This is a genomic window from Aurantimonas sp. 22II-16-19i (genome assembly GCF_002088275.1).
Classification (GTDB): Bacteria; Pseudomonadota; Alphaproteobacteria; order Rhizobiales; family Rhizobiaceae; genus Jiella.
In genome coordinates, this window is sequence record NZ_AQQS01000026.1 from 41,647 (window position 1) to 56,060 (window position 14,414).

At 69.6% G+C, this 14,414-nt stretch carries 15 protein-coding genes; 2 read left to right on the plus strand and 13 right to left on the minus strand.

Annotated features, from left to right (window positions below; translation table 11 throughout):
- Positions 1 to 5 precede the first annotated feature (5 nt).
- Together ATO4_RS18650 and ATO4_RS18655 are read right to left on the minus strand one after the other, a co-directional pair.
- Positions 6 to 371 carry a DUF1850 domain-containing protein gene (locus tag ATO4_RS18650; RefSeq protein WP_083593050.1) on the minus strand — a complete coding sequence of 122 codons (366 nt, stop codon included), beginning with the start codon at positions 369 to 371 and terminating at the stop codon, positions 6 to 8.
- Positions 368 to 2,494, minus strand: coding sequence for a TRAP transporter permease (locus tag ATO4_RS18655; protein WP_245308829.1), 2,127 nt, complete (start codon positions 2,492 to 2,494; stop codon positions 368 to 370). The genes ATO4_RS18650 and ATO4_RS18655 overlap by 4 nt, the downstream gene beginning before the upstream one ends.
- Before the next feature lie 375 nt (positions 2,495 to 2,869).
- Between ATO4_RS18655 and ATO4_RS27805 the strand changes: the two genes are divergently transcribed.
- A complete protein-coding gene (locus tag ATO4_RS27805; RefSeq protein WP_176223053.1) occupies positions 2,870 to 3,766 on the plus strand; it encodes a universal stress protein in 897 nt (298 codons plus the stop codon).
- Positions 3,767 to 3,810: 44 nt separating this feature from the next.
- On the opposite strand, the gene ATO4_RS18670 is transcribed toward ATO4_RS27805, so the two are convergent.
- The 5 genes from ATO4_RS18670 to ATO4_RS18690 form a co-directional block, all read right to left on the minus strand.
- Positions 3,811 to 4,563, minus strand: a complete 753-nt coding sequence (locus ATO4_RS18670; protein WP_083593054.1) for a 16S rRNA pseudouridine(516) synthase — start codon at positions 4,561 to 4,563, stop codon at positions 3,811 to 3,813.
- Positions 4,560 to 5,486: a methyltransferase gene (locus tag ATO4_RS18675; protein ID WP_083593055.1), complete on the minus strand. Its 927-nt coding sequence runs from the start codon at positions 5,484 to 5,486 to the stop codon at positions 4,560 to 4,562. The genes ATO4_RS18670 and ATO4_RS18675 overlap by 4 nt, the downstream gene beginning before the upstream one ends.
- A gap of 126 nt (positions 5,487 to 5,612) precedes the next feature.
- Entirely contained in the window at positions 5,613 to 6,092 is a 480-nt protein-coding gene (locus ATO4_RS18680) for a GreA/GreB family elongation factor (RefSeq protein WP_083593056.1), read from the minus strand.
- A gap of 165 nt (positions 6,093 to 6,257) precedes the next feature.
- The gene (locus ATO4_RS18685) at positions 6,258 to 6,662 is read right to left on the minus strand and encodes a MerR family transcriptional regulator (protein ID WP_210191102.1); all 405 of its coding nucleotides are present in this window, start codon (positions 6,660 to 6,662) and stop codon (positions 6,258 to 6,260) included.
- A 185-nt stretch (positions 6,663 to 6,847) separates the two neighbouring features.
- Positions 6,848 to 7,189 carry a hypothetical protein gene (locus tag ATO4_RS18690; protein WP_083593058.1) on the minus strand — a complete coding sequence of 114 codons (342 nt, stop codon included), beginning with the start codon at positions 7,187 to 7,189 and terminating at the stop codon, positions 6,848 to 6,850.
- A 233-nt stretch (positions 7,190 to 7,422) separates the two neighbouring features.
- On the opposite strand from ATO4_RS18690, the gene ATO4_RS18695 reads away from it, so the two are divergent.
- Entirely contained in the window at positions 7,423 to 8,364 is a 942-nt protein-coding gene (locus tag ATO4_RS18695) for a nucleoside hydrolase (RefSeq protein WP_083593059.1), read from the plus strand.
- 287 nt (positions 8,365 to 8,651) lie between these two features.
- On the opposite strand, the gene deoA is transcribed toward ATO4_RS18695, so the two are convergent.
- From deoA to ATO4_RS18730, 6 genes are all read right to left on the minus strand, one after another.
- Positions 8,652 to 9,989, minus strand: a complete 1,338-nt coding sequence (gene deoA / locus ATO4_RS18700) for a thymidine phosphorylase (RefSeq protein WP_083593060.1) — start codon at positions 9,987 to 9,989, stop codon at positions 8,652 to 8,654.
- Between the two features lie 242 nt (positions 9,990 to 10,231).
- Positions 10,232 to 10,993, minus strand: a complete 762-nt coding sequence (deoC, locus tag ATO4_RS18710) for a deoxyribose-phosphate aldolase (RefSeq protein WP_083593061.1) — start codon at positions 10,991 to 10,993, stop codon at positions 10,232 to 10,234.
- The gene (locus tag ATO4_RS18715; RefSeq protein WP_083593062.1) at positions 10,986 to 11,807 is read right to left on the minus strand and encodes a purine-nucleoside phosphorylase; all 822 of its coding nucleotides are present in this window, start codon (positions 11,805 to 11,807) and stop codon (positions 10,986 to 10,988) included. The genes deoC and ATO4_RS18715 overlap by 8 nt, the downstream gene beginning before the upstream one ends.
- A complete protein-coding gene (locus ATO4_RS18720) occupies positions 11,804 to 12,217 on the minus strand; it encodes a cytidine deaminase (RefSeq protein ID WP_245308828.1) in 414 nt (137 codons plus the stop codon). The genes ATO4_RS18715 and ATO4_RS18720 overlap by 4 nt, the downstream gene beginning before the upstream one ends.
- Entirely contained in the window at positions 12,217 to 13,185 is a 969-nt protein-coding gene (locus ATO4_RS18725; protein WP_083593064.1) for an ABC transporter permease, read from the minus strand. The genes ATO4_RS18720 and ATO4_RS18725 overlap by 1 nt, the downstream gene beginning before the upstream one ends.
- Positions 13,185 to 14,327 (minus strand): ABC transporter permease, encoded by a 1,143-nt coding sequence (locus ATO4_RS18730; RefSeq protein ID WP_083593065.1) that lies wholly within the window; start codon positions 14,325 to 14,327, stop codon positions 13,185 to 13,187. Before ATO4_RS18730 ends, ATO4_RS18725 begins: the two co-directional genes overlap by 1 nt.
- Between the last annotated feature and the right edge of the window lie 87 nt (positions 14,328 to 14,414).

The window sequence follows — 14,414 nt, forward strand, 5'->3', positions numbered from 1 at the left end:
GGCCGTCATGGCGCCTTGCACCAGTGCAGCCGAATCGGGTCCGCCGCCGCTTCACCGAGGTCGATGCAGGGTGCGCCCTTCGCGCAGAAGTGCCAGCCGCCGCCGGTCGCACCCGAGGCGGCGAGGGCGAGCTCGGGGATCGGCGGCCGGTCGAGCGTGTAGACATAGGCGCCGTCGACGAGCCGCGCGCCCTCCGGCGGCTCCATGCCGGCGCCCGAGCCCTCGATCCGCCCTTGCGTGACGGTGAGGCCTGCCGGCCCGGCCCGCCACTGCTCCTCCCAGCGGGTCTTCTCGACCGAATGGGTCCAGGACAGGGTGAAGGCCGTGGCGGCGATCGCCGTCGTCTTGCCGGCCGCGAGGATGCAGATCATGCCGGCTTGCGAGGGGCGCCCCGGTCGGCGGGCAGGCGCTGGCCGGCGGCCTGTTCGGGCCCGGCCATTTTGCCCCGCAGGTAGAAATGGAGGCCGATCACCGCCACGGCCAGCGCGAAGCCGATCTCGTCGGTGAGCGGCAGGGCGGCGATCAGCGTGAAGGCGGAGGCCGCCGCCAGCAGTCGCTGCCACCACGGCATCGGAGCGGCGAGATAGCCGATCGCCGCCGCGCCCCAGAGGCCGATGGCGAGGCACGCCTTGAAGACGATGTAGAGGACGGCGGGAATGTAGCCGATCTCGGCCGCCAGCGGGCCGCCGTCCTGGAGCATCAGGGCCGGGGTGTAGACCGCCATGAACGGGATGACGAAGCCGGCGAGCGCCACCTTGATCGCCTGGAAGGAGATCTGCAGGCCCGGCGCCTTGGCGATCGGCGCCGCGGCGAAACAGGCGAGCGCCACCGGCGGCGTCAGGTCGGCGAGGATGCCGAAATAGAAGACGAACATGTGCGACACGATCAGCGGCACGCCGAGCGCCAGGAGCGCCGGCCCGGCGATCGAGGAGGTGATGATGTAGTTGGGGATCGTCGGGATGCCCATGCCGAGGATCAGGCAGGTGATCATGGTCAGGACCAGCGACAGGAACAGCGAGGTGTCGCCGACCGAGACGATGAACTGGCCGAAGGTGTTGGCGACGCCGGTCAGCGTCATGGTGCCGACGATGATGCCGACGATGGCGCAGGCGATGCCGACGGGAAGCGCCGTCTTGGCGCCGTCGGCCAGCGCGTCGCGCACCGCGATCAGCGTCTCGCGCCCGCCCTTGAAGACGGCGCAGGCGGCGACGAGCACGGCGAGCGCGACGATGATCGGCAGGATGCCGTATTCGAAGAAGGCGGCCGCCGACAGGCCGAGCGCCACCCAGAACACCATGCGGATCGCCAGCCCCGGCATCCGCTTGGCCAGCGGCGCGCCGAGGATGAGGAGGGCCGTCAGGGCAAGGCCGATGGTGCCGGCATAGAGCGGCGTGTAGCCGGCAAACAGCAGCCAGACGAGGACGGCGAGCGGCAGGATCAGGTACCAGCCGGTCTTCAATGCGCCCCAGGCCGAGGGCAGCTCCCCCTTCGAAAGGCCGAGGAGGTTCCGCTTGCCGGCTTCCAGATGCACCATCCAGAACACCGAGGCGAAATACAGGACCGCCGGGATCACCGCTGCGGTCACCACCTCGGCATAGGCGACGTCGAGGGTCTCGGCCATGATGAAGGCGACGGCGCCCATCACCGGCGGCATGATCTGCCCGCCCATGGAGGCGGTCGCCTCGACGCCGCCGGCAAATTCCGGCCGGTAGCCGAAGCGCTTCATCAGGGGGATGGTGAACTGGCCGGTGGTGACGACGTTGGCGACGCCGGAGCCGGAGATCGTCCCCATCAGGCCGGAGGAGAACACCGCGACCTTGGCGGCGCCGCCCTTGGCCCCGCCGACGAGGCCGAGCGCCACGTCGGTGAACAGCCTGATCATGCCCGCCCGCTCCAGGAACGAGCCGAACAGGATGAACAGGAAGATGTAGGAGGAGGAGACGTAGGTCGGGATGCCGTAGATGCCCTCGGTGCCGAAGGCCATGTGGTCCATGACCTGGGAGAAGTCGTAGCCGCGGGTGACGAAGGGCGAGGGCAGGTGCTGGCCGAACAGGCAGTAGCCGAGGAACAGGCCGGCGATGATCGGCAGGGCCGGCCCCATGATCCGCCAGGTGGCGACGAAGAGGACCGCGAGGGCGACGACGCCGACCACCGTGTCCTGGACGAGCGGCGATCCGGCGCGAAAGATCAGCGCCTTGTATTCCCACCACTGATAGGCGGCGACCGCCATGCCGCAGAGGCCGAGCAGCCAGGCGAGCGCCCGCAGCGCCCTCGGCTCGTGCCGGACGGCCGCCACCAGCGGCAGGCCGAGCAGGCACAGGAAGCCGACATGGACGGCGCGCACGATCTGGCTCGGCAGGTCCCACAGATGGGCGGCGGTGAGGAGCTGGAAGGTCGAGAAGGCGATGGCGATCAGGAACAGGATGCGGCCTTCGAGGCTCGCCGGAAAGCTCGAGGACAGCGGATCGTGCAGCTCGGCCCGCTCCGCGTCCATGGCCATGGCGTCACCCGCCCCGCCGGCGCCCGCCCCGGTGCCGGTCGCCGCCTGGTTTCGCTCGAGCCCGCGCCTCTCCCCGTCGCTCATTGCCGCCGATCCCTCCCAAGGTGCGTGTGAATTCAGAGACTAGCCGGTGCCTTCCTCGAGGGCAAACGGCACGGCGTCTCCCTGTCCGGCCATTTGCCGTCATCGGCCGGACGGGCATTCGGGGCCGCGATCGTCCGGCCGGGACGACGCCGGGGCCTGGTTCGCAGCCGGTCGTGGAGACGGGTTTTCCCGCTGTTGCCATGCGGCGCGGTTTCGGATCATGGTGACGCAGTGCGGCAGAGCCTCCCCCGGAGGGTGGCGAGGTCCCATGAGAGGCGAGGACGGATGAAGACGATTCTGGTGCCGGCCGAGGTCCATGCGAACGGCGAATACGCCCTGCGCATGGCCGCCGAACTCGGCCGCAGGTTTTCGGCGCGGATCGAGACCTTCGCCCTGCAGACGCCGCCGCTGGTCAATCTGACCTGGGACCCGGCGGGCGTCGCGATCATGAACGGCGCCGATTTCGATCACCGCCGGGCCCGCGAGGAGGCGCGACGCCTCGCCGTCCGGATCATGTCGGAGGAAGACTTGCCGCTGGAGCCGGCGGCGGAGGAGACAGGCGAGGGGGCGCAGCCGGCCGGATCGGCTCTGCCGGCGGCGGCATCCCCCGTCGCCGACCGCCCGTGCTGGGCCTGGAACGACAAGGCGATGGCGGGGGACGGCTTCCTCGGCACCTATGGCCGCGCCTTCGACCTGACCGTCGTCTGCCGGCCACGGGCCGACGCCGCCTCGATCACCACGCTGGAATCGGCGCTGTTCGAAAGCGGCGGGCCGATCCTCATCGCTCCGCCCCGGCCGGTGGACAAGGGCTTCGGCGAGACCATCGCGGTCGCCTGGAACGGCTCGAGCGAGACCGCCCGCACCATCGCCTTCGCCCAGCCTTTCCTGCAGCGCGCCCGGCGGGTGATCGTGCTCGCCGACGACGGCGACCTCGGCGACCAGCCCTCCGGCGCCCTGATCCAGCGCCGTCTGGCGGCGAGCGGCATCCCGGTCGAACTGAAGCTGATGGCCTCCGGCGGCATCCGCTCGGGGGAGAAGATCCTGAAGGAAGCCGCCACGCTCGGCTGCGACCTCCTGCTCAAGGGCGCCTACACCCAGAGCCGGCTGCGCCAGATGATCTTCGGCGGCGCCACCAGCCACATCCTGGCGAAGGCCGAGATGCCGGTGTTCATGGCCCATTGAGGGGCAGGCGACGGCCGCGTCGGCGAGAGGCGGCCAGCTGCGGATCAGCCGCTGCCGCTTCCGCGATCGAAGATCGCGGCGAGATCGGCCTCGCCGAGGCGGCGGATGGCGCCCGGCTCGAGATCGTCCGGCAAAGCGAGGCCGCCGATGGATTGCCGATGCAGCGTCTCGACATGGTTGCCGGCCGCCGCGAACATCCGGCGGACCTGGTGATAGCGGCCCTCGTGGACCTCCAGCATCGCCTCCTGCGGGCCGAGGACCTCCAGCTTCGCCGGGGCGAGCGGCTTCTCCTCGCCCTCCAGCATCAGGGTGCCGGAGGCGAAGAGCGCGGCCTCGTCGCCGGTCATCGGCCGGGCGAGGCCGGCGCGGTAGCGCTTGGCGACGTGGCGCTTCGGCGAGATGATGCGGTGGAGAAGCGCCCCGTCGTCGGTCATCAGCAACAGGCCGGAGGTCTCCTTGTCGAGCCGGCCGACCGTCGAGATGGCGGGATCCCGCCGCCGCCACCGAGGCGGCAGGAGATCGTAGACGAGCGGTCCCGCCTCCTTGTGGGAGCAGGTGACGCCCAAAGGCTTGTTCACCATCAGCGCGACGCCGGGCAAGGGGTCCAGCGCCTCGCCGTCGACGACCAGCCGCGTCTCGAGGTCCGGCGTCAGCGCGATCCGGATGTCGGCCTTCAGGACGGGAACGCCGTCGAGGTGGATGTGGCCGTTCTTCGCCAGCATCTGGATCTCGCGCCGCGAGGCGTAGCCGAGATTGGCCAGCAGCTTGTCGAGCCGGGAGGTCGGCACCTTCGTCACTTGCGGGCCTCGAAGATCTTGTAGCCGCCCTCGTCCGTCACCGTCTTGACGGTTCTAAAGGTCGCGCGCAGCACCTCCTCATAGGGCATGTGGCGGTTGGCGACGAGAAACAGCATGCCGTTGCGCCGCAGCATCCGGCCGGCGGCGGCGATGAAGGCCTGGCCGAGCCCGCGATCCTCGATCCCTTCGGCGTGGAAGGGCGGGTTGGAGACGACGAAGTCGAGATCGGCCAGCGCCGCCTCGCGCACGTCGGCCCAGAGAAACCGCGCCCTGTCGTCCGCGACGTTCACCCTCGCCGCCTCGATGGCGCGGCGGTCGATCTCGACGAGCGTCAGCATCTCGACGGCGGGGGCGAGAAGGACGGCCTTCGAAAGGATGCCGAGCCCGGCGCCGATGTCGGCGCCGCGTCCCGCCAGCGGCGGGAGATGGCGACAGAGCAGCGCGGTTCCCGGATCCACCCGGTTCCACGAGAAGATCCCGGGTTGCGAGCGCAGGCCGACGTCTTCGAGCGTGACGGGCGAGCCCGCCGCGATCGCCTCGGAAAGTCCCAGCGGCGTTTCCGGCCGGCCGACGGTGCAGATGCGCTGGCGGGCCTTGAAGTGCTCGGCGACGTCGCATCCCAAGCCCTCCAGCTCGGCGCGCAGGCGCTGGCCGCCCTTGTCCTTGGCCGCCAGCACCGTCAGCTGGCCGCCGGGCGCCAGCGTGCGCAGCGCATGGGCGAGCACATGACGCCGCTCGATGGCGCCGGGCGGCGCCGCGACGACGATCGTCTCGAAAGCGGCATCGGGCTGGCGCTCCAGTGCCTCGGCGCCGGGGCGGAGCGGCGACAGCTGCACGGCGCCGTCCGGCACATCCACGAGGTCGGCGGGGGGCGCACCATAGACGGCGCTGCGGAGCGGGGAGGGGGGATCGATGTTGGTCACCCGGCTGCCATAGCAGCTTTGGGCGGGTTGCCAAAAGTGCCTGCGCGCTGCTCCCGGCAGCATCCGGCGATGCCGGATCCGGCGGGGGTCCGGCGCGGCGGCCGCCGCCTGTTCGATCGCCCGCTCTCAGCTCTCGTCATGGATGCTGATCGACACGATCTCCGCCTCGCCGGGGCCGGCGCGCAGGGTGTCGCCGACCTCCTTGCCCACGAGTTGCCGCGCCAGGGGCGACAGGTAGGAGATCAGGCCCTCGTTCGGATCCGCCTCGTCGATGCCGACGATCCGGTAGCTCTGGCGCTTGCCGCCCTCCCGCTCGATCTCCACGAGGTGGCCGAACTGGACGACGGGGCCGTCGGCCGCCGGAACCGTCAGCTGCGCGGTGGAGCGGCGGGCGCGCCAGTAGCGCAGGTCGCGGTTGATCATGGCCACGGCGATCTTGTCGTTCGCCGCCCGGGCCTCCCCGAGCGCCCGTTCGCTCGAAGCGATCGCCGCGTCGAGCCCCGCGAGACCGCGCGCGGTCACGAAATTCGGATCCGTCCCGAGATCGCGCTCCGGCAGGGCCTCGACCTGATCCTCGTTCGGTTCCTTGACGAATGCCACGCTCATCGGATGATCCTTTCCCGCATCGAGGCTCCGCACCGCGCAACCAAAGGGCGATCATACAGGCTGAGCAAGGGCGGGCAAATCCGTCGCCGCCCATGCGCCGGCCGTCGCCCCGGCGGGACGTGGGAGGCGTGGAAATCCGTCGGCTGTGGCCGGGCTGCCGACGGCTCAGCGCCTGTGGGGCCGGCTGCCTTCCACCTCAGACAGCTCGCCGCTCACTTCGGCGAGGGTCTCGTCCATCAGGCGGAGCATCTGCTCGAGTTCGTGGCACTGCTCGAGCAGGATCTCCCGCTGTTCGCCGAGGCGGGACTTGAGGCCCTTCAGGCTTTTGCGCCGGTCGCGGGGAGCCTCGTAGAGATCGACGATCTGCTTGACCTCGACCAGCGGGAAGCCGAGCCGCTTGAAGCGGGTGATCAGCCTGACGCGCTCCCGGTCCTTGACCGAATAGACCCGCGCCGGACCGCGGCGATCGGGGCTCAGCAGGCCGCGCTCCTCGTAGAAGCGAAGCGTGCGCGGGGTCAGCCCGAATTCCCTCTCCAGATCCTTGATGGAGAACGTTTCGTCGTCTGGCATTGTCCACTCATCTCTTGGCGAAGCCATTGCTTGAAGCCGCTCCCAGCGGAAGGTCACCTGCCGAAGCCGACAGAATCCTTAACAAAATCGTGGCGATTTGAAACGGTGATCGTCATTTTGCAACTTGTGCACAGGCTTATGCCGAAAAACCCGGCGAAAGATGGTCCTGGCGTTCTCCGATCCCGCTACTGGATCACCGCCGCGACGACGTTTTCCCCCGGTTCCCCCTCGGATCGCCAGGCCAGGCGAAAGAACGGTTCCAGGAACACCAGCCACTCGCGGTCGAGAAACGTCACGGCCAGCTGTCCCTTGTGGTCGTTCAGGGCGACGACGACCTTTTCCGGCAGGCGCCGGCCCTCGACCATCAGGAACAGGTGCTGCGCCATGGCGTAGACCCGGCGCAGCCGGTCGATCCGGTCCGGCTCGTCCTCCTGGCGATGCGCCTCGATCACCGGCAGATATTCCGCCGCGAGCTGCCGCTCCTGAATGCCGTCGCCGTCGCCCAGATGCCAGTCTTCGAGTTTCATCCTGTAGTTCCCTCACTCGCGTCCCGTGCCACCCTACCGGGTCCGGCGGCGGAACTCTAATCCCGCGACGAGCCGGCCGGACGTTCCATGAAAGCTGCGTCCCATGAAAGACAGGACATGGCCAGCCCGTCGGGCCGAGCCCGCCGCCCCTACCCATCCGTGCCGGAAGTTGGCATAGGCAGGGTAAACACGCCGGCCCCGCCACTGCGGGCCGACCGGAGAGAGGCATTCCGATGGAAAAGCGCAAGGTCATCTTCGACACCGACCCCGGCCAGGACGACGCCGTCGCGATCCTGACGGCGCTGGCGTCACCGGAGCTCGACGTCCTGGGGATCTCCACGGTCGCCGGCAACATCCCGCTGGAGCTGACGACGAAGAACGCCCTGAAGCTGGTCGAGCTCGCCGGCCGCACCGACGTGCCGGTGCATGCCGGCTGCGACCGGCCGCTCGGCCGCGCCCTCGTCACCGCCGAGCATGTCCATGGCGAGACCGGCCTCGACGGGCCGGACCTGCCGGAACCGGCGACGAAGGCCGGCAGCGCCCACGGGGTGGACTTCCTGATCGACACCGTGCGGGCCCACGCGCCGGGTAGCGTGACGCTGCTCGCCCTCGGGCCGCTCACCAACGTCGCGCTGGCCTTCGCCAAGGCGCCGGACATCGTGACACGCCTGAAGGGGCTCGTGCTGATGGGCGGCGGCTGCTTCGAGGGCGGCAACATCACGCCGGCGGCAGAGTTCAACGTCTATGTCGATCCGGAAGCCGCGGCCATGGTGTTCCGTTCGGGCGCGCCGATCACCGTCCTGCCCCTCGACGTCACCCACCAGATGCTCTCGACGAGCGCGCGAATCGAGGCCTTCCGGGCGCTCGGCAACCGGGCGGGCGCGGCGGTGGCGGCCATGCTGTCGTTTTCCGAACGCTTCGACGTCGCCAAATACGGCTCGGAGGGCGCGCCGCTGCACGACCCCTGCGTCACCGCCTTCGTCCTCGATCCGACCATCTTCGAAGGCCGCATGGTCAATGTCGAGATCGAGACCGGCAGCCTCCTCACTCGCGGCATGACCGTCGCCGACTATTGGGGCGTCACCGACCGCCCGAAGAACGCCTTCTGGGTCCGCTCGGGGGATGCCGACCGGTTCTACCAGCTCTTGACGGAGCGGATCGGACGGCTGCCGTAATCGCTACGCGGCGTCTCGGGGAAGGGCGCCACTCTCTCCCCTTTGTGGGAGAGAGTGTCATTCCAAGGAGTTGGGCCGAGCGCAGCGAGGTCCAAACCTTGAGAATGACGAGAGAGGGGTTTCACCGTCGAAGCTTTCGCCAGCGATGACCGGGGTGGCGCGGGTGTCTCGACGTCAGCAGAAATGGGACGCGGCGACACCCCTCTCGTGCGATTTCAATCACTTGGCTTCGCCAAGACGATGAAATCGCTTTCTCTCCCACAAGGGGGAGAGAGGGCGCCAGCCGTTCAGCCGCGATGGGTGGGATCGGCCGGGGATGGAATGCGGTCGAGGACCGGGGCGGTCCTGTCCGGGGCCGCATCGCCCAGGCGGTACGCCGCCGTCACCCGCTCCGCCGCCCGCTCGAACCCGGCATCGTCGCGGGCGCAAATCATCGCCAGCGGTTCGCCCGGCGTCAGTTCCTGGCCGATTTCCGCAAGCCCCGTCAGCCCCACCGCATGGTCGATCGCGTCCTCCGGCAGGCGCCGTCCGCCGCCGAGCTCGACCACCGCGAGGCCCAGCGCCCGGGCGTCGACGGCCGTCACGATGCCGGCCCCTGCGGCGGTGACGGGGCGCAGGATCGGCGCCTGCGGCAGATGCTCGTCCATCCGCTCGACGAAATCCGCTGGCCCGCCGAGGCGTGTCACCATCCGGCCGAAGCGTTCGGCGGCGGCGCCGGAGTCCAGTGCCCGGCGCGCGGTGGCAACGCCCGCTTCATTGTTCGCGGCAAGGCCCGACAGCGCCAGCGCCTCGCCGGCGAGCGCCAGCGTCACCTGTTCCAGCCGCCTGTCCCGGTGATGGCCGGTGAGGAACCGCACGGCGTTCGCGACCTCCACGGCGTTGCCTGCCGAGGAGGCCAGCGCCTGGTCCATCCGGGTGATCAGCGCCGTGGCCCTCAGCCCGGCGCCGTGTGCCACGGCGACGAGGGTTTCGGCGAGATCGCGCGCGTCGCTCTCCCTCGCCATGAAGGCGCCGGAGCCGGTCTTGACGTCGAGGACCAGCGTCGACAGCCCCTCGGCGAGCTTCTTCGACAGGATGGATGCAACGATCAGCGGCACCGATTCCACCGTCGCCGTCACGTCACGCACCCGGTAGAACCGCCCGTCCGCCGGGGCGAGCCGCGCCGTCTGGCCGACGATGGCGCAGCCGATCTCGGTGACCGTCCGGCGAAAGGTCTCGCTGTCCGGTACGATCCGGTAGCCGGGGATCGCCTCCAGCTTGTCGAGCGTCCCGCCGGTATGGCCGAGCCCGCGCCCGGAGATCATCGGGACGGCGGCGCCGCAGGCGGCAAGGATCGGCGCCAGCATCAGCGAGACGTTGTCGCCGATGCCGCCGGTCGAATGCTTGTCGACCACCGGCCGGTCGAGGCCCGGCCAGGCCATGACCTCGCCGGAATCGCGCATCGCCTCGGTCAGCGCGATCGTCTCGCTGCGGCTGAGACCGCGAAAGATCACCGCCATGGCGAAGGCGGCGATCTGGGCGTCGGAGATGGAGCCGTCGGAAAAGCCGGCGACGAAGGATCCGATCTCACCGGTCGAGAGGGTCTTGCCGTCGCGCTTGGCGGCGATGATTTCCTGGGGGAGCATCAGGGGCGCGTCCACGCGGAGGGGCAGCTGTGATGTTGGCGCCTGCGCACCCCCCTCTGGCTTGCCAGCCATCTCCCCCACAAGGGGGGAGATCGATCTGGCGCGAATGTTCCCGCTTCTCCTCGATCGGGAACATCTGCAAGAACGCCGGATGGGGCGTGGCCGGCGAAGCCTCTGATCTCCCCCCTTGTGGGGGAGATGTCCGGCAGGACAGAGGGGGGCGAGACCCGCGCAGCCATGTCCTAGTAGCCCGCCCTGCCGCCCGGCCGCTCCGTTCCCGCCGCCACCGCCAGGAGATCGGCCAGCACCCCGGAGGCGCCCAGCCGGAACCGCTCCGGCGCCGGATAGTCGAGGCCGCAGATCGTGTCGGCGAGGCGCAGATAGCCGTCGGCGTCCTCGAAGGTCCTGATCCCGCCGGCCGGCTTGAAGCCGACCGTGCCGCCGGCCTTGGCGATCTCTTCGAGAAGAATGGTCGCCGAGGCAGGCGTCGCATTCACCTCCACCTTGCCGGTCGAGGTCTTGAGGAAATCCGCCCCGCCCGCCAGCGCCGCATGGCAGGCGGCGCGGATCGTCGCCTCGTCGTAGAGCCTGCCGGTTTCGAGGATGGTCTTCAGCTTCGCATGGCCGCAATTGGCCCGGATGGTGCGCACCTGCGCCTCGACGAAGCCCGGATCCTCGGCGACGCGGTCATAGGCGATCACCAGGTCGATCTCGTCCGCCCCGTCGGCGACGACCTTGCGGGTCTCGGCGAGCGTCGTATCGATGTCGGAGCCGCCATGGGGAAAGTTCACCACCGTGGCCACCCGGATGCGGGCCGAAAGCTCGCGACGGGCAAAGGCGACGAAGGCCGGCCAGATGCAGATCGCCGCGACCGGGCCGGCCGGCGTCTCCGCCCTGCCACAGAGCGCGGCGACGTCGGCCTCGGTGCAGTCGTCGTTGAGATTGGTGAGGTCCAGCCGGGCGATCAGCGCCTCGGCCCGTCTGGCTTCTGTCCCGTCAGTCATCGAACGCGCCCTCCTGCAACATCGTCTCGACGATGCGCGACAGCCGCGCTCCGCCCCGCGGCGCCATCTCTTTCGTCTCCGCATGGGAGAGTTCGGCGCCGGTCATGCCTGCCCCGAAATTGGTGATCACCGAGGCGGCGACCACCCTCAGGCCGAAGAAACGGGCGAGAATCGCCTCCGGCACGGTCGACATGCCGACGGCGTCCGCCCCGAGGATGCGGGCCATGCGGATCTCCGCGGGCGTTTCGAAGGAGGGGCCGGAAAACCACATGTAGACGCCGCCGAACACCGTCTCGCCGAGTTTTGCGGCGGCTTCCGCCATGCCGGCCCGCAGCCGCTCGTCATAGGCCGTGGTCATCGAGACGAAGCGGGCGTCCGAGGCTTCGCCGATCAGCGGGTTGAGGCCAGAAAAGGCGATGTGGTCCTCGATCATCATCACAGAGCCCGGCGCGATGTCGGCGCGCACCGAGCCGGCGGAATTGGTCAGGAGCAATTTGCCGATGCCGAGGCCGGCGATCGCCTCGATCACCGGCCGCATCGCTCCCGCATCGCCGCTCTCGTAGTAATGGACGCGGCCGGAAACGATCAGCACCTCGCGACCGCCGAGCCGGCCGAGGATCACCTCGCCGGCATGGCCCGAGACGGCGCCGACGGGAAAGCCGGGGATGTCGGCAAAGGGAATGCGGGCGGCGACCTCCACCCGTTCGGCGAGATCGCCGAGGCCGGAGCCGAGCACCATCGCCACGACAGGAGGGGCCACGACCGGCCGGGCGTCGGCGAGCCGCTCGCGCAGGAAATCGGCGGCCTGGCTCATGCCGCGGCGTCCCCGAGGGAATCGGTGGCGAAGGAATGCGGCAGCAGCTCCTCCATGGTCACCGTCTGGACGATCCCCGTCGCCGCGTCGCAGAGATGCACCCTGGTGTTCGGCCCGGAAAACTCGGCGAGCCGCTGGCGGCAGCCGCCGCAGGGGCTGCAGGCGACGAGCTTTTCGGCGACCACCGCCACCTCGGCGATCCGCGACCCGCCGGCCATCACCATGTGGGCGATGGCGCTGGTCTCGGCGCACCAGCCTTCCGGGAAGCTGACGATCTCGATGTTGCAGCCGGCATGGATCCGCCCGTCCTCGGTCAGGATCGCCGCGCCGACGGGGAAGCGCGAATAGGGCGCGTGGGCCTTGGCCATGGCGGCCTTGGCGGCGTCGAAGAGGATGTCGGTCGTGGCCATCATCGTTCCTTCACATAGGGTACGCCGCCGGCCCTGGGCGGCGTCGCCTTGCCGACGAAGCCGGCGAGGAGCACCACCGTCAGGATGTAGGGCAGGGCCGAGACGAGCTGCACCGAGACCTCGCCGACGAGCGGCAGGTCCACCCCCTCGATGCGGATCGAGACGGCGTCGAGGAAGCCGAAGAGCAGGCAGGCGAACATCACCGGTACCGGCTTCCAGTTGGCGAAGATCAGGGCGGCGAGCGCGATGTAGCCCTTGCCGGCGGTCATGTCGCGGGTGAAGCCGGCAGCCTGGGCGGTGGAGAGATAGGCGCCGGCAAAGCCGGTGAGGACGCCGCAGATGATCACTGCCCGGTAGCGCAGGAAGGCGACCGAAATCCCGGCCGTGTCGACCGCCGCCGGGTTCTCGCCGACGGCTCTGAGCCGCAGCCCGAAGCGGGTGCGGAACAAGACCCACCAGGTCAGCGGCACCATCAGGAAGGCGACGTAGACGAGCGGCGTCTGGCCGGAGAGGACGCCGGAATAGATCGGCCCGAGCACCGGCACGTCGCGGACGGCATCGGCGAAGGGCAGCTCGACGGCGGTGAAGCGCCCGCCGCCGAACAGGCTCGGCGTGCGCCCGCCCTGGCCGAACCAGCTCTGGCCGAGAATGATCGTCAGGCCGGCGGCGATGAAGTTGATGGCGACGCCGGAGACGATCTGGTTGCCGCGATAGGTGATCGAGGCGACGCCGTGGACCAGCGAGAAGCCGACGGCGGCGAGAATGCCGACGCAGAGGCCGAGCATCACCGAGCCCCACACCGCGGCGGCGGACGCCGAGGCGAAGGCGGCGATCAGCATCTTGCCCTCCAGCGAGATGTCGAAGATGCCCGAGCGCTCCGAATAGAGCCCGGCGAGCGCCGCGAAGAGCAGCGGCGTCGACAGGCGGATGGTCGAATCGATCAGGTCGAGAAACGACGACAGGTCCATCACCGCGCCTCCCCGACATTCTCGCCCGCCGGCTCCACCGTGCGGACACGCACCCGCTGCCAGGCGGCGCCGATGCCCGGCCGGACCATGTTCTCCAGCGCCCCGGCAAACAGGATGACGAGGCCCTGGATGATGACGATCATGTCCCGCGAGATCGCCGGCATGTCGAAGGCGAGCTCGGCGCCGCCCTGGTAGAGCATGCCGAAGAGGATCGCGGCGGGGACGATGCCGGCCGGATGACCGCGCCCCATCAGCGCGACGGCGATGCCGACGAAGCCGGCCCCTTGCGGGAAGTCGATGGCGAGGCGGTACTGGTCGCCCATCACGGCGTTGAGCGCCATCATGCCGGCAAGGCCGCCGGAGATCATCATGGTGACGACGATCAGCCGGGTCTGCGACATGCCGGCATAGCGGGCGGCACGGGGCGAGAAGCCCAGCGTGCGGATCTCGTAGCCGAGCTTGGTGCGCCAGATCAGGACGTAGACGAGGACGGCGGCGAGAAGCGCGACGAAGAGCGAGACGTTGAGCGGCGCGCCGCCGAGATTGAAGCCGAAGACCTCGAACAGGCCCTTCAGCTTCGGCAGCTGCCCGCCGGCGTCGAAGGTGCGGGTCTCCGGCGCCATCGAGCCGACCGGTTTCAGCACCCCGACAAGGAGATAGACCATCAGCGAGGCGGCGATGAAGTTGAACATGATCGTCGTGATGACGATGTGGCTGCCGCGCCTGGCCTGCAGATAGGCCGGGATGAAGGCCCAGAGCGCCCCGAAGGCGAAGGAGAGGGCGATCGCCAGAGGCAGGTTCAGCCACCAGGGCAGGATGGCGCCGAGCGAGAGTGCCACGACGGTGACCCCGAGGCCGCCGACATAGGCCTGGCCCTCGCCGCCGATGTTGAACAGCCCGCCATGGAAGGCGACGGCGACGGCAAGGCCGGTGAAGATGAAGTTCGTCGCGTAATAGAGGGTGAAGCCGAAGCCTTCCGTGTAGCCGAATGCGCCGCGCAGCATCAGCGCCGCGGCCTCGATCGGGCTCTCGCCGACGGCAAGGACGACGAGCCCGGCGACGAGGAAGGCGACGACCAGATTGACGAGCGGGATCAGCCCGTAGTCGATCCAGCGCGGAAGTTTCGCATAGGGACGGCTCATCGGCGCGTCGGTCTCCGATGGGTGGCGGGCGTGGCGCTGGGAGCTCGGCGAGCGGCGACGTCAAAGGGTTGAGCTCGGCTCCGTCTG

Excerpts from the sequence above, each read along its gene's own strand:
- ATO4_RS18650 (WP_083593050.1), bottom strand. The coding sequence starts at position 371 with ATGATCTGCATCCTCGCGGCCGGCAAGACGACGGCGATCGCCGCCACG.
- ATO4_RS18655 (WP_245308829.1), bottom strand. The coding sequence starts at position 2,494 with ATGGACGCGGAGCGGGCCGAGCTGCACGATCCGCTGTCCTCGAGCTTT.
- ATO4_RS27805 (WP_176223053.1), top strand. The coding sequence starts at position 2,870 with ATGAAGACGATTCTGGTGCCGGCCGAGGTCCATGCGAACGGCGAATAC.
- ATO4_RS18680 (WP_083593056.1), bottom strand. The coding sequence starts at position 6,092 with ATGAGCGTGGCATTCGTCAAGGAACCGAACGAGGATCAGGTCGAGGCC.
- ATO4_RS18685 (WP_210191102.1), bottom strand. The coding sequence starts at position 6,662 with ATGCCAGACGACGAAACGTTCTCCATCAAGGATCTGGAGAGGGAATTC.
- ATO4_RS18690 (WP_083593058.1), bottom strand. The coding sequence starts at position 7,189 with ATGAAACTCGAAGACTGGCATCTGGGCGACGGCGACGGCATTCAGGAG.
- ATO4_RS18695 (WP_083593059.1), top strand. The coding sequence starts at position 7,423 with ATGGAAAAGCGCAAGGTCATCTTCGACACCGACCCCGGCCAGGACGAC.
- deoA (WP_083593060.1), bottom strand. The coding sequence starts at position 9,989 with ATGCTCCCCCAGGAAATCATCGCCGCCAAGCGCGACGGCAAGACCCTC.
- deoC (WP_083593061.1), bottom strand. The coding sequence starts at position 10,993 with ATGACTGACGGGACAGAAGCCAGACGGGCCGAGGCGCTGATCGCCCGG.
- ATO4_RS18715 (WP_083593062.1), bottom strand. The coding sequence starts at position 11,807 with ATGAGCCAGGCCGCCGATTTCCTGCGCGAGCGGCTCGCCGACGCCCGG.
- ATO4_RS18720 (WP_245308828.1), bottom strand. The coding sequence starts at position 12,217 with ATGGCCACGACCGACATCCTCTTCGACGCCGCCAAGGCCGCCATGGCC.
- ATO4_RS18725 (WP_083593064.1), bottom strand. The coding sequence starts at position 13,185 with ATGGACCTGTCGTCGTTTCTCGACCTGATCGATTCGACCATCCGCCTG.
- ATO4_RS18730 (WP_083593065.1), bottom strand. The coding sequence starts at position 14,327 with ATGAGCCGTCCCTATGCGAAACTTCCGCGCTGGATCGACTACGGGCTG.